We start from the raw sequence: 14,649 nt of genomic DNA on the forward strand, positions 1-14,649 counted from the left end.
GGACCCGCTTGGGGCCCCTTCCAATCAGGCGATGGCGTTCAGTTCGGCGACGAAGTCATAGGCGTCGCCGCGGTAGTAGGACTGGGTGACCTCGACGGCCCGGCCATCCTTCAGGAAGCCGCGGCGCTCGATCAGCAGGCCGGCGTCCTTGACGGGCACGCCCATCAGCTCTGCGTGCTCGGCGTTGAACAGCACCGCGCGCAGCCGCTGCAGGGCGCGAACGGGCCGGTGGCCGGTGGCCTCCAGCGCTTCATAGAGCGATGTGCCCACCGCCTCGGCGGAGGGCAGGGCGAAGGCGGCGACGGTGGTGTATTCCACCGCCATCGGCGCGCCGTCGGCGTAGCGGATACGGGCGAACCGATAGACCGGCGTGCCGGGCGACAGGCCCAGGGTCATGGACTCTTCCGGCGTGACGGTGCCCTGGGCCTTGCTGATCCATTCGCTGCGTGGCGTGCGCCCGCGCGAGATCATGTCCTCGGTAAAGGACGACAGCTTGGAGAAGCTCTTTTCCACCCGGGCGGCGACGAAGGTGCCGGCCCCTTGGCGACGGGTTAGCAGGCCTTCGCTGACCAGGCCGTCCAGCGCCTTGCGAACGGTGATTCGCGAGATGCTGAATTCCTCGGCCATGTCGCGTTCGGCCGGCAGGGCGTCGTCGGGCCCCAGGATCTTCTTCTGGATGGCGTCCCGGAGCGCGCGCTGCAACTGCTTATAGAGCGGGGCGTGACCCTGGCCGTTTCCGTCCAGCCCCCCGATCCTTTCAGAAAACATCGTCAATTCGCCACCCCCGCGCAAAACCGCGCCACCCCGTGGTCACCGAGATAGCATATGACCATTTTGGTACCAATAAGAACATGGTCTGTAATTGGTTCTTTTTTGGCCTTGTCATCCGATAAATTTTCGTCACAGTTCACCTCCGAGGCCTGAGAAGTACCGCGTTCTGCGGATGTCTGCAGAATAATTGGTATCGGATTGGGCTTGGGGTTCGGCTCCAGGCCTGAGGGCCTGGAAAAAGGGGAGAGGCCGAGTATGAGAAATTTCCACAAATCAATTCTAACCACGTCCGCCAGCGTGCTGGCGGTGATGGTCGCAGCGCCCGCCTTCGCGCAGGATACAACCACCACCGTAGACCAGGTCGTGGTCACCGGCATTCGCGCTTCACTCCAGGCTTCGGTCGACGCCAAGCGCAACGCCGACGCCGTGATCGACGTGATCACCGCAGAAGACATCGGCAAGTTCCCGGACAAGAACGTGGCGGAGTCGCTGCAGCGCGTTCCCGGCGTCACCATTCAACGCGAGTTCGGGGAAGGCGAGCGGATTTCGGTTCGCGGCACCGCCCCGACCCTCAATCGCACCCTGCTGAACGGCCACGCGGTCGCCACCGCCGACTGGTTCATTCTCGACCAGTTCAAGGCCAGCCGCAGCTTCAACTACCTGATGCTGCCATCGGAAATCGTCGGCAAGGTCGAGGTCTTCAAGAGCCCGGTCGCCGATATCGACGAAGGCGGCGTGGGCGCGACCGTCAATGTGCACACCCGCAACCCGCTGGACCTGGCGCCGCTCTCGATCTCGGGCTCGGTGCAAGGCGTGTGGGACGAGAAGTCGGACAAGAAGACGCCAACCGCCTCGGCCATGCTCAGCTGGCACAACGACGCCAAGACCTTCGGCGTCCTGGGCGGCCTGATCTATGACAAGCGCGAGATCCGCCGCGACGGTATCGAGGTGCTGGGCTACGAGAATGTCACCAACGCCTCGGGCAATGTCACGGGCCTCCCCGCTGGCCAGACGGCGGTGACCCCCAGCCTGATCGGTTCGTCTTTCTTCAAGCAGACCCGCGAACGCCGCGGCGCCAACATCGGCGTCCAGTGGTCACCGACCGACAAGCTGGATGTGAACCTGACCGGCCTCTATTCGAAGATGGACGCCGACAATATCAACCAGAACTACATGGCCTGGATCACCAACAAGATCTCTGGCCTGGGCACGCCCGGCGCCAATTTCAACATCCAGCAACTCAGCAACGGCACCGCGACCAAGGGCACCTTCAACGCCATTGGCGGGCAGGGCGTGGTGTTCGACGCCATCGACCGCATCGCCCACACCCAGGTCCGCTCGGTCGACCTGGACACCACCTACCGTCCCGCCGACGATTGGACGTTCCACGCCCGCATCGGCTACACCGACGCCGAGGGCGCCACCGACCTGCAGCCGTTTTGGGAAACCAGCGCCGCCACAGGCCTGACCTACGACCTGTCGGGCGGCCTGCCCAAGGTGTCGTTCTCCACCATCAATCCGGCCACGGCCGATGACGAGATGGAGCTGGGCTGGGCCTCGGCCAACACCACCGCCAATGACGACAACGAGTTCTATACCTTCGTCGACGGCGAGAAGTTCATGGACGCCGGCGCCTTCACGTCGGTCAAGTTCGGGCTGAAATACACCGACCACGATCGCGAAGTTGACCAGACCTACGGTCAGCGCCGCGCTCTGCTGCCCTGGACTGCTCCGGGCGCCACTGCCTGCGGCGGCCACAAATGTACGCTGGCCGATGTGCAAGGCGGCCTGACGCCCAGCGACTATCTTGACGGCATCAAGGGTCCCGGCGTCATCAGCGGCTATCTGACCGCCGACAAGAGCAAGATCGAGGCGATCTACGCCGCCCTGCCCAAGGCGGCGGTGTGGAACTCGGCGATCGGCGGCACCCAGGCGGCCGGCTGTAACGGCTTGTTGAACTGCGACCACTTCGGCCCGCTGGAAAGCTTCACGTTCAACGAGAAGACCTTCGGCGGCTACGTCCTGGGCAAGCTCAAGGGCGACAACTGGCGCGGTAACGTCGGGCTACGCGTCGTGCAGACCAAGGTCGAGACCTCGGCCTGGAAGGTTGGCGTACCCGCTGGCACCGCCGGCGCGGTCAACAACCCGTTCGGCCTGATCGCTCCGGTCGACGCCGGCCAGAACTATACGGACATCCTGCCGAGCGCGAACTTCTCGTTCGACATCAATGATGACCTGGTTCTGCGTCTGGCCGCCGGTCGCACCCTGTCGCGTCCGGACTACGCCCAGATGGCCGCGTTCACCTCGCTGACCGAGTCTCTGCTGACCGGCAGCGGCGGCAATCCTAACCTGGATCCCTACCGGGCCAACCAGTACGACGTGTCGCTGGAATGGTACTTCGCGCCGCAATCGCTCCTGGCGGTCGGCCTCTACTACAAGGACATCTCGACCTACATCGTCCAGGGCGCGTTCTCGGAGCGCCAGCCGCTTCAGCTGAACGACCCGACCGATGCGCGGATCACCAACGCCGCCAACCAGTGCGTTCTGACCGGCGCCAACCTCTACACCTGTAACTACCGTATCGGTCGCCCGATCAACGTGGCTGGCGGCGAGAACAAGGGTATCGAAATCAGCCTGCAGAAACCTCTGTGGAATGGCTTCGGCGTACTGGCCAACTACACCTACTCCGACGCCTCGTCGGCCTCGGGCGTGCCGGTGCCTTCGAACTCGAAGACCATCGCCAACATCAGCGGCTATTACGAGAACGAGCGCTTCAGCGCCCGCCTGTCCTACAACTACCGGTCCAAGTTCTTCGTCGACTACGACGCCGAGCGCGGCTTCCGGCAGCTGTGGTCGGACTCGATCAAGTCACTGGACGCCTCGGCCAGCGTGAACCTGACGCAGAACATCTCGCTGAGCCTCGATGCGATTAACCTCACCGACGAGAAGATGGCCGAGAACTACGACAACGACAAAAACCGTCCGGCCCGGATCTACAAGAACGGTCGCATGGTCTTCGGCGGCGTCCGCTTCAAGTTCTAGTGGCTTACCGGGACCTTCGGCTTCGCGCCGAAGGTCCCGTCCTTCCTCCCAAGATCGTTGCATCGGAGGCGCCATGGTCCAGGATCACCGCATGACCTGTCCGCTCGCCGCCGATCGCAATCCAAGTCCTCCTGACTGCAAGCACGGAGCTGGGGCGGAGCGGTCACACGCTCCGCCCGCTTTTTGCCGCCCGTCAGCGTGAGCGCCCTCGCATGATCCTCGTCTCCAAGCCCTTCGCCGCCGTCGTGAGTTCGCTCGCCGTCCTGGCCTTTGCCTCGACCGGCCTCGCCGCCTCGCCGGTGAAGGGGCCGGCCATGACCCTCACCCCCGCGCCGGCCCAGGCGAAGCTGGGGCAGGGGACCTTCGCCCTCACCGCCAAGACCCGGATCCTTGTCGCCAAGGGCGATGCTGAGGCCAAGGTGGTGGCCGATCAGCTGTCCGACATGCTGTTCAAGGCCCGAGGCCTGAAGTTGGCCGTCGCCGAGGGCGCGCCGGCCGCCGGCGAGGCCGCCATCGTGCTGGCGCGGGGAGCCACATCCGGCGACACGGCCGAGGCCTACGACCTCGACATCGACCCGACCGGCGTCATCATCACCGCTCCCAAGCGCGCCGGCCTGTTCTATGGCGCGGTCAGCGTCTGGCAGTTGGCCGTGACCGACGCGGCCAAGGGCCCGGCTCTGCTGCTTGCCGTCAGCATCGACGACGCCCCCCGCTTTGCCTGGCGCGGCTTCATGCTTGATAGCGCCCGCCACTTCCAGAGCGTCGAGACGATCAAGACGATCCTCGACGCCATGGCCGCCCACAAGCTCAATGTCCTGCACTGGCACCTGGTCGACGATCAGGGCTGGCGGCTGGAGATCAAGAAGTACCCGAAGCTGACCTCGGAAGGCTCCTGGCGCGTGCCGGCCGGCGCGGCGGGCCGCGATCCCAAGACCGGCAAGGCCACCCGCTACGGCGGCTTCTATACTCAGGACCAGGTGCGCGGCCTCGTCGCCTATGCCGCCGCGCGCGGGATCACCATCGTCCCCGAGATCGAGATGCCGGGCCACGCCCTGGCGCCGCTGGTGGCCTATCCGCAATTTGGCATGACCAAGACCCCGCCGCGCGAGGCCATGGGCGACTGGGGGGTGTTTCCCTATCTCTACAAGCCCACGGAACCGACGTTCACCTTCCTCAACGACGTGCTCGACGAGGTGATGGACCTGTTTCCCTCGCCCTATATCCATGTCGGCGGCGACGAGGCGGTCAAGGACCAGTGGAAGGCCAGTCCCGAGGTCCAGGCCCAGATCCAGGCCCTGGGCGTCAAGGACGAGCACGGGCTGCAGAGCTGGTTCATCCAGCGGGCCGAGAAGAAAATCAACGGCCGAGGCCGGCGGATGATCGGCTGGGACGAGATCCTCGAGGGCGGCCTTGCCCCCAACGCCACAGTCATGTCCTGGCGCGGCGTGGAGGGCGCGGTGGCCGCCGCCTCCCAGGGCCATGACGCCGTCCTGGCGCCCGACAGCACCCTCTATCTCGACCGCCGCCAGAGCGCCTCCGCCGACGAGCCGCCCGGCCGGATCAAGATCACCAGCCTGAAGGACATCTACGATTTCGACGCCGCGCCGGCCGCCCTGACCGACGCCCAGCGCGGTCACATTCTCGGGCTGGAAGCCACGGCCTTCACCGAGCACATGCGCACCGATGAGCGCCTGGAGGCCATGAGCTTCCCGCGCCTGGTCGCCCTGGCAGAAAACGGCTGGACGCCGCGCGACCGCCATGACTGGGCCGATTTCGCAGGCCGACTGCCGGCCGAGACCGCGCGGCTCGACGCACTGGGCGTGGCGCACGACACCGTGCCCTACGAGCCGCAGGCGACGCTGAGGCCGGCCGCCGACGGAAAGGTCTCGGTCGCTCTGGCTTCCGGTCTGGGGCTTGGCGAGGTCCGGTACAGCACCGACGGCAAGGCGCCAACGGCGACCTCGACGGCCTATGACGCGCCCCTCGCCGTGATGCCGGGCCAGACGCTCCGTGCTCGGACCTTCCTCGATGGCCAGGCTCTCGGCCGCGTTCGCGACTACCCGATCAGCCTGCTGGCGGCGCAGACGCGCACCAGCCACCAGCTGGAGCTGTGCGGTGACGGGATCAACCTTTCGCTCGAGGACGACGCGCCAGCAAGCGGCTCCGGGGCCGGCCCCCGCGCCGTGTTCGCGGTCAATCTGATGAACGCCTGCTGGGTGTGGAAGGGCGCGGATCTGTCCAAGGCCGTCAAACTGTCCGCCCGCATCGGCCAGGTCCCGTTCAACTTCCAGATCGGCGCCGACCGCGGGAAGATCCCGCTGCGCGATCCCTCTACGCCGGACGGCGAGCTCGAAGTCCGGATCGACGGCTGCGCGGGCGAGCGGATCGCCGCCATCCCGCTGGGCGCCGCCGCGCGCGGACCGGGCCTGGCCACGGTCTCGGGCGCGCTGCCCAGGCGTGACGGGGTCCACGACCTGTGTCTGAGCTTTACAGCACGCAGCGTGGAGCCGACCCTGGTGCTTGACCAGGTGACGCTGACGGCCGCCGGCAAGAGCGGCAAGAACTAAAGTTTCGGAAAGCAGGGAAGCGTCCGTGTCCAATCTCGTACTGTCCTCGCCGCTCAAGGGCTGGATCGCCCCGCTGGACGAGACGCCCGACGCGGTGTTCGCCGAGCGCATGCTGGGCGACGGCCTGGCCATCGACCCCCTGGGCTCGACCCTGCACGCCCCCTGCGACGCGCGGGTGATCTCGGTGCACGGCACGCGGCACGCCGTCACCCTGCGGGCCGACAATGGGGCCGAGATCCTGATGCACGTGGGGCTGGACACCGTCGGCCTGGGCGGCGAGGGCTTCGAGGTCCACGTCGCGGACGGTCAGGCGGTGAAGTCCGGCGACCGGTTGATCAGCTTTGACCTCGACCTGCTGTCGCAGCGGGCCCGCAGCCTGATCACCCCGATCGTCATCACCAATCCCGACGCCTTCAAGATCATCCGCCGCGCGCAGGACCATGCCGCTTTGGTGGGTGATTTCCTGATGGAGCTGGCCCCGGTCAATGGCGCGGTGGTCACCTCGACGGTCGCCGTTGGCGAGGTGTCGCGCGAGGTCGTGGTGCCCCTGCAGCACGGGATCCATGCCCGGCCCGCAGCCCGCATCGCCGAGAGCGCCCGCAAGTTCGCCGCCGAGGTGGCCGTCGTCGCGGTAAACCGCAGGGCCAGCGCCAAGAGCCCGATCGGGATGATGTCCCTGGCCATCCGCCATGGCGACCGCATCAGCATCGTCGCCAGCGGCCCGGACGCCGATTATGCCGTGATCGCTATCGTCGAGCTGATCGAAGGCGGCATGGGCGAGAGCGCCGCCCTGCCGCCGACCGCCGAGCCCGTCTCGGTCGAGGCCGTACGCCCCGCCCACCCCGCCGAGCCCGGCTTGTTGCGCGGCGTCATGGCCGCCCCCGGTTTGGCCATCGGTCAAGCCGTTCGCTTCGTCTCAACCGACATCATCGTCGCCGAGGTCGGGGCCGGCATGGGCTTTGAACGGCGCGCGCTGGAAGACGCCCTGGCCTTGGTCCGCGCCAAGCTCGAGAAGGCCGCATCCAAGGGCGACACCGCTCGCAAAGCAATCCTCGGCGCCCACCTGGCCTTTCTGGAAGATCCCGAACTGAGCGCTTCGGCCCATCGGCTGATCGCCGAGGGCAAGAGCGCGGGCTTCGCCTGGCGCCGCGCCGTCGGCGGCTATGTCGAGGCTCTGCGCGGCCTGGGCGACCGCCGCCTGGCCGAACGCGTGGATGACCTGATCGACCTGGAGCGCCAAGTGCTCCGGGCACTGACGGGTGAGGAAGACGACGCCCGCGTCCTGCCGCCCGGCGCCATCCTGCTGGCCGACGAGCTTTTGCCCTCGCAACTGATGGGCGTCGAAGCCAGCCAGGTCGCGGGCTTCTGCACCGCCAAGGGAGGGCCGACGTCGCATGTCGCCATCCTGGCCGCCGCCATGGGCATTCCGGCCATCGTCGCCGTGGGCGCCGGCGTGCTCGATGTCGCCGAGGGCACGGGTCTGATCCTTGACGCCGAGAGCGGAAGCCTGCGCATCGCCCCCGACGCCACGCAGCTCGCCGCCGCCCAGACCGCCATCGCCGCCCGCCACGAGCGCAAGGCCGCCGCCAAGGCCGCCGCCCATCAAGAGAGCCGCACCGCCGACGGCGTACGCATCGAGGTGTTCGGTAATGTTGGCTCGCTGAACGACGCCCTGGCCGCCGCCGCCAATGGCGCGGAGGGCTCGGGCCTGCTGCGCACCGAGTTCCTGTTCCTGGAGCGCGAAACGCCCCCCGACGAGGACGAGCAGGCCCGCCAGTACCAGGCGATCGCCTCGGCCCTGGACGGCCGCCCGCTGATCATCCGCACCCTCGACGTCGGCGGCGACAAGGCCGCGCCCTACCTGCCGATCCCGGCCGAGGAGAACCCGGCCCTGGGCTTGCGCGGCGTGCGCGTGTCGCTGTGGCGGCCGCATCTGCTCAAGACCCAGCTGCGGGCCATACTGCGGGTCAAGCCGCTGGGCCAGTGCAAGATCATGATCCCGATGATCGCTAGCCTCGACGAGCTGCGCGCCGTGCGCGCCCTGCTCGACGAGACCAAGCGCGAGATGGGGATCACCGAGCGGGTCCAGTTGGGCGTCATGATCGAGACCCCCGCCGCAGCGATCACCGCCGACCTGCTGGCCGCCGAGGCCGATTTCCTGTCGATCGGCACCAACGACCTGACCCAGTATGTGCTGGCCATGGACCGGGGCAATCCGGAGCTGGCCGCCCGCATCGACGCGCTCCACCCGGCCGTCCTACGGATGATCGCCCAGACCTGCGCCGGGGCCGCCAAGCATCATTGCTGGGTCGGAGTCTGCGGCGGCCTGGCCTCCGACCTCGTCGCCGTGCCGGTGCTTCTGGGCCTAGGCGTCACCGAGCTTTCCGCCACGGCGGCGACCGTGCCCGAGGTCAAGGCCCTGGTCCGCATCCTGGACATTTCGGCCTGCCAGGCCCTGGCGCGCCAGGCGCTGGACCTGACCTCACCCGAGGCCGTCCGAGATCTCTGCAAAGCCTTCGCGGCCCAAGTCCTGAAGGTTGGAGCCTAAGCGATGAAGTCCCCGCTCGAAGTCCTCCAGCCCCTAGGCCGCGCCCTGATGCTGCCGATCGCGGTGTTGCCGGTCGCGGCGCTGCTGCTGCGGATCGGCCAGACCGACTTGCTGGGCCACGCCCACTTGGCGGCGATGTCCGGCGGCCTGACCCTGGTGGTCGCCAATGTCTTCGCCGCCGCCGGTGGGGCGATCTTCGCCAATCTGGGCCTGATCTTCGCCATCGGCGTCGCCGTGGGCCTGGCGCGCGAGAACAACGGCGCGGCGGGCCTGGCCGGCGTCGTGGCCTATCTGGTGGCCACCCAGGGCATCCAGGCCCTGATCGTCGTGCCGCCCGACGTGGTCGCGGCGGCGGCCGCCAAGGGCGGCGACCTGGCCCTGGCGGCCTGGAAGGCCAAGGCGATCAGCAAGCTGTCGATCCCGGTTGGCATCCTGTCCGGCGTGATGTCTGGCGTGCTCTACAACCGCTACAGCACCATCAAGCTCCCGGAATATCTGGCCTTCTTCGGCGGCCGCCGCTTCGTGCCGATCGCCGCCGGCCTGGGCGGGGTGCTGCTGGCCCTGGTGTTCGGCTTTGGCTGGCATTGGCTGGAGGCCGGCGTCGATGGATTGAGCCACATGGTCACCGTCTCCGGAAACCTGGGCCTGTTCGTCTACGGCATCCTCAACCGCCTACTGATCGTCACCGGCCTGCACCACATCCTCAACAACGTGGTCTGGTTCATCCTGGGCGACTTCCATGGCGCGACGGGTGACCTCAACCGCTTCGCGGCCGGCGACCCGACCGCCGGGGCGTTCATGAGCGGCTTCTTCCCGGTAATGATGTTCGGCCTGCCCGCCGCCTGCCTGGCCATGTACCACACGGCCCGTCCCGAGCGGAAAAAGGCGGTCGGCGGCATGCTGACCTCGCTGGCCCTGACGTCGTTCCTGACCGGGGTGACTGAGCCGATCGAGTTCAGCTTCATGTTCCTGGCCCCGATGCTCTACGCCCTGCACGCCGTTTTGACCGGAGTTGCGATGGCCCTGATGAACCTGCTCGACGTCAAGCTGGGCTTCGGCTTTTCGGCCGGTCTGTTCGACTATGTGCTGAACTTCAGCAAGGCCACCCACCCGCTGTGGCTCGTGCCGATCGGCTTGGTCTATGGCGGGATCTATTACGGGCTGTTTCGCTTCTTCATCCTGAAGTTCGATCTCAAGACCCCTGGCCGCGAGCCGGCCGAGGACCTGGCCGCCGAGGCGGCGGTGGGGCCCAGCGCCGGCGGGCGCGGCGCCGACTTCGTCGCCGCTTTGGGCGGGGCGGGGAACCTGACCTCGGTCGACGCCTGCACCACCCGCCTGCGGCTGATCGTTGTCGACCAGGCCGTGGTCCGCGAACCCGCCTTGAAGGCCCTCGGAGCGCGGGGTGTGGTCCGGCCGTCGGACAAGGCGCTACAGGTCGTCCTCGGCCCGGTCGCCGACCAAGTGGCCGGTGAGATCCGCGCCGCCATGGGCAGGCCAGCGCCGCCCAAGCCTGCCGCGACCAAGGCCGCGGCAGCGGTCGCCCTACCCACCGCCATTGATGACAGCCGGGCCGAGGGCCTGGTCAGCGCCTTGGGCGGCTTCTCCAATGTCGAGACGGTGGGCGCCTGTTCCAGCCGCCTGCGCCTGGTGGTCCGCGACAACGCCGCCGTCGACGAGGCGGCGCTGAGAGCCCTGGACTCACGCGGCGTGGTCCGGGTCGGCGAGCGCTCGGTGCACGTCGTGCTGGGTCCTGACGCCGAGCGGATCTGCGAGGCGGTGCGCTGCCTGCTGCCTGGGTGATGGAAACGATCCGGCTGACGGGAAGGGGAACGACGTGACGAAACCGATCGATGAAGTGCTGATCGTCGGCGGCGGCACGGCCGGCTGGATCACCGCCGCCTATCTGGCCCGCAAGTTGGGGGCCAACCGTCCCGATGGGGTGAAGATCACGCTGATCGAGTCGTCGCAGATCGGCATCATCGGGGTGGGCGAGGGCACGATCCCCACCATCCAGACCACCATGCGCGAGATCGGCGTCGACGAGGCGCGGTTCATGCGCGGGGCCGGGGCCTCGTTCAAACAGGGCATCAAGTTCGTCGACTGGACCACCGCCCCCGTCGGCGACGCCCACAGCCATTATTACCACTCGTTCAGCCGGCCCCATACGCTGCGGGGCCTGGACCTGGCGCCTTACTGGCTGCTGGGCTGCGCCGGGGATACGCCGTTCTCGGAGGCGGTGACGCTGCAGGACACGGTCTGCGAGGCGGGCAAGGGCCCCAAGCTGATCGACGATCCGCAATATTCCAGTCCGCTTGGCTACGCTTACCATTTCGACGCCGGCAAGCTGGCCGTGCTGATGCGCGACGTCGGCAAGGAGCTGGGCGTCCGCCACCTGATCGGCAATGTCCAGGGCGCGCGACTGGACGAGACCGGCGCGATCGCCGCCGTGGTCACCCGTGAGCATGGCGAGTTGGCCGCCGGCCTCTATGTCGACTGCAGTGGTTTCTCGGCCAAGCTGATCGGTGAGGCTATGGGCGTGAAGTTCATCGACGACAGCGACACCCTGTTCGTCAACCGCGCCGTGGCCATCCAGGTCCCGCACGATGACCCTGAGGCCCCAGTGGCCAGCACCACCATCTCCACCGCCCACGAAGCCGGCTGGACCTGGGACATCGGCCTGCCCGAGCGCCGAGGCGTCGGCTATGTCTATTCCAATGATCACACCACGGACGAGCGGGCCGAAGAGGTGCTGCGGGCCTATATCGGCAAGTCGGCCGACGGGCTGAACGCTCGCGTGTTGAAGCTGCCCATCGGCCATCGCGAAACGCCGTGGGTCAAGAACTGCGTGTCGATCGGTCTGTCGGGCGGTTTCCTGGAGCCGCTGGAGGCCACAGGCATCATGCTGATCGAGGCCGCCGCCTGGATGCTGGGCCGGCTGTTCCCGCGCGCGGGCGACATGGAGCCGACCGCCGCCCTGTTCAACGAAGCCATGGGCCTGCGCTACAAGGGCGTGCTGGACTTCATCAAGCTGCACTATTGCCTGACCAAGCGCACCGACAGCGACTTCTGGATCGACAACACCCGGCCAGAATCGATCCCGGATTCGCTGCAGGCCCTGCTGGAGATGTGGAAGACCCGTGGGCCGGACCCGTTCGACTTCGGCACCGTCCATGACAGTTTCGAGGTCTTCAACTACCAGTATGTGCTGTACGGCATGGGCTTCAAGACCGACCTCTCGGCCAATCTGTCGGCCTATCCGCATCTCGACGCGGCGCGGGCCGAGTTCGCGCGGCTGAAGTCGGCGGCCCATCGGGCGGCGGCGGCCATGCCCGATCACCGGGCGCTGCTGGACGAGATCTACCGCAACGGTTTCCGTCAGCGCGCTGCCGCCGGCCGATGACCCAAACGCCAGAGATCAATGACATCCTGATCGTCGGCGGCGGCACGGCCGGCTGGATGACCGCCGCCTATCTGGCTCGCCGCCTGGGCTCCATGCGACCGGACGGGGTGCGCATCACCCTGATCGAGTCTAGCGAGATCGGCATCATCGGAGTGGGCGAGGGCGCCTTTCCGACCATCCAGAACACCCTGCGGACGATCGGCGTCGACGAGGCGCGGTTCATGCGCGAGGCCGGGGCGGCCTTCAAGCAGGGTATCCGGTTCGTCGACTGGAAGACCGCGCCTAAGGATGGTGTGCACAGCCACTACTACCACCCCTTCGCCTCGCCCCGGTTGCTGAACGGCGGCCTGGACCTGGCGCCATACTGGCTGATGGGCGAGGCGGGCGGCGTCCCGTTTTCCGGCGCTGTCACCCTGCAGGACAAGGTCTGCGAAGCTGGGCGGGGTCCCAAGCGTATCGACGATCCGCAGTATGGCGGGCCGATGACCTATGCCTATCACTTCGACGCGGGAAAACTGGCGAACCTGCTTCGCGATGTCGGCAAGGAAACCGGGATCAAGCACCTGCTGGGCAATGTGCTGAGCGTCAACAAGGCGCAGGACGGATCGATCGGCTCGGTGACCACGCGCGAGCACGGCGATCTGACGGCCGACCTCTATATCGACTGCACGGGCTTTGCCGGCGCGATGATCGGCGAGGCCATGGGCAGCGCCTGGATCGACAAGAGCGACGTGCTGTTCGTCGATCGCGCCCTGGCCCTGCAGGCGCCCTATGACCGCCCAGACGGGCCGGTGGCGACCACCACCATCTCCACCGCCCACGAGGCCGGCTGGACCTGGGATATCGGCCTGCCCGACCGGCGCGGCACGGGCTATGTCTATTCCAGTCGTCACACCACGGACGATCGGGCCGAGCAGATCCTGCGCGGCTATGTCGGCAAGGCCGGCGATGGGCTGACGGTTCGGCCGCTGAAGCTGAAGGTGGGCCACCGGGCCAGCCACTGGGTCAAGAACTGCGTCGCCGTGGGCCTGTCGGGCGGGTTTCTGGAGCCCCTCGAATCCACCGGCATCGTGCTGATCGAGGCCGCCGCTTACATGCTGGCCCGCAACCTGCCGCGGCGGGGCGGCATGGAGGCGACCGCCAAGCAGTTCAACGCGGCGATGACCGACCGCTATCTGAGGGCGATCGACTTCATCAAGCTGCACTACTGCCTCAGCCAGCGCACCGACAACAGCTTCTGGACCGACAACGCCGATCCGGCCTCAATCCCCGAAAGCCTGCAAGACCACCTGGCGATGTGGAAACACCGACCGCCCAACGCCTTCGATTTCCCCAGCCTCCATGAGAGCTTCAAGTACTTCAACTATCAGTACGTTCTGTACGGGATGGGCTTTGCGACCACCGTCGATCCCGCCGCCCACGTGCATGGCGACCTGGCCCGGGCCGATTTCGCCAAGGTGCGCGAGGCCGGCTTGCGCGCCGCCGCCGGCCTGCCCGATCACAGGGCCTTGCTAAACCAGGTCTACACCCAGGGCTTCACCACCAAGGTTGGGGACGCCGCCAGCGCCGAGGCCGCCGAGGGCCTGCGGCGATGAGCGAGCCGGCGGCCGGACCGGTCTTCGCCGCCGCCGCTGGCCCGCGCATCGAAACCCTGCGCATCGGCGCCGAACGCCATCCGGTGCTGGTGATCGACGGCCTGCTGACCGGCGCCGAGCATCTGGTCGATTTCGCGGCCGAACAGGCGATCCTGGCCCCCGTGAAGGCGGCGGCCAACTTCTATCCGGGCGTCCGGGCGCCATCCCCGGGCGGCTATGTTCAGGCTCTGGTCACCGCCCTTCGCCCCCATCTGGCGACGGTGTTCGGCGCCCCGCCGGAGGGCAAGGCGCACATCACCAGCGCCCTTTCGATGGCGGTCCTACCGACCGACCAGGCCATCCTGCCCCAACGCCTGCCGCACATCGACACCACCGATCCCGACCAGCTGGCGATTCTGCACTATCTGTGCGGACCGCCCCACGGCGGCACGGCCTTTTACCGTCACCGCGCCACCGGTTTCGAATCCATAGGACCCGAGCGCGGCAAGGCCTATTTCGCCGCCTTGCGCCGGGAGATCGAAACCGCCTCGGTTCCGGCCGGCTACATCGCGGGTTCCAACGCCCTGTTCGAGCAGACCGCCGTCGTCGAACCGGCCTTCAACCGGGTCATCGTCTATGCCAGCCGCCTGCTGCATGCCGGCGTCTTGCCAGACCATCCGGCCAGCCTGGACCCGCGAACGGGCCGGCTGACGGTCAACAGCTTCTTCCGTTTCGAAGCGGCCTGAA

8 protein-coding genes are annotated in these 14,649 nt (G+C 67.5%); 7 read left to right on the forward strand and 1 reads right to left on the reverse strand.

The annotated features are described in order from the left end of the window. Positions 1 to 24: 24 nt before the first annotated feature. Complete coding sequence (locus tag ACP694_RS05400; protein ID WP_426011008.1) at positions 25 to 768, reverse strand: GntR family transcriptional regulator; 744 nt, start codon at positions 766 to 768, stop codon at positions 25 to 27. Positions 769 to 1,026: 258 nt separating this feature from the next. Between ACP694_RS05400 and ACP694_RS05405 the strand changes: the two genes are divergently transcribed. The 7 genes from ACP694_RS05405 to ACP694_RS05435 all read left to right on the forward strand — a co-directional run bounded on the left by ACP694_RS05405 (position 1,027) and on the right by ACP694_RS05435 (position 14,648). Next, positions 1,027 to 3,813: a TonB-dependent receptor gene (locus ACP694_RS05405; RefSeq protein WP_426011009.1), complete on the forward strand. Its 2,787-nt coding sequence runs from the start codon at positions 1,027 to 1,029 to the stop codon at positions 3,811 to 3,813. Positions 3,814 to 4,025: 212 nt separating this feature from the next. Further along, complete coding sequence (locus ACP694_RS05410) at positions 4,026 to 6,380, forward strand: family 20 glycosylhydrolase (RefSeq protein WP_426011010.1); 2,355 nt, start codon at positions 4,026 to 4,028, stop codon at positions 6,378 to 6,380. Positions 6,381 to 6,405: 25 nt separating this feature from the next. Next, on the forward strand, positions 6,406 to 8,928 hold the full coding sequence (ptsP, locus tag ACP694_RS05415) for a phosphoenolpyruvate--protein phosphotransferase (RefSeq protein WP_426011012.1): 2,523 nt from the start codon (positions 6,406 to 6,408) through the stop codon (positions 8,926 to 8,928). A gap of 3 nt (positions 8,929 to 8,931) precedes the next feature. Continuing rightward, positions 8,932 to 10,728: an N-acetylglucosamine-specific PTS transporter subunit IIBC gene (gene nagE / locus ACP694_RS05420; protein WP_426011014.1), complete on the forward strand. Its 1,797-nt coding sequence runs from the start codon at positions 8,932 to 8,934 to the stop codon at positions 10,726 to 10,728. 34 nt (positions 10,729 to 10,762) lie between these two features. After that, entirely contained in the window at positions 10,763 to 12,328 is a 1,566-nt protein-coding gene (locus ACP694_RS05425) for a tryptophan halogenase family protein (RefSeq protein WP_426011016.1), read from the forward strand. After that, positions 12,325 to 13,923, forward strand: a complete 1,599-nt coding sequence (locus ACP694_RS05430; protein ID WP_426011017.1) for a tryptophan halogenase family protein — start codon at positions 12,325 to 12,327, stop codon at positions 13,921 to 13,923. Before ACP694_RS05425 ends, ACP694_RS05430 begins: the two co-directional genes overlap by 4 nt. Beyond that, on the forward strand, positions 13,920 to 14,648 hold the full coding sequence (locus ACP694_RS05435) for a DUF6445 family protein (protein WP_426011019.1): 729 nt from the start codon (positions 13,920 to 13,922) through the stop codon (positions 14,646 to 14,648). Before ACP694_RS05430 ends, ACP694_RS05435 begins: the two co-directional genes overlap by 4 nt. Position 14,649: the final 1 nt, after the last annotated feature.

Source organism: Caulobacter sp. DWR2-3-1b2 (assembly GCF_049896345.1).
GTDB lineage: Bacteria > Pseudomonadota > Alphaproteobacteria > Caulobacterales > Caulobacteraceae > Caulobacter.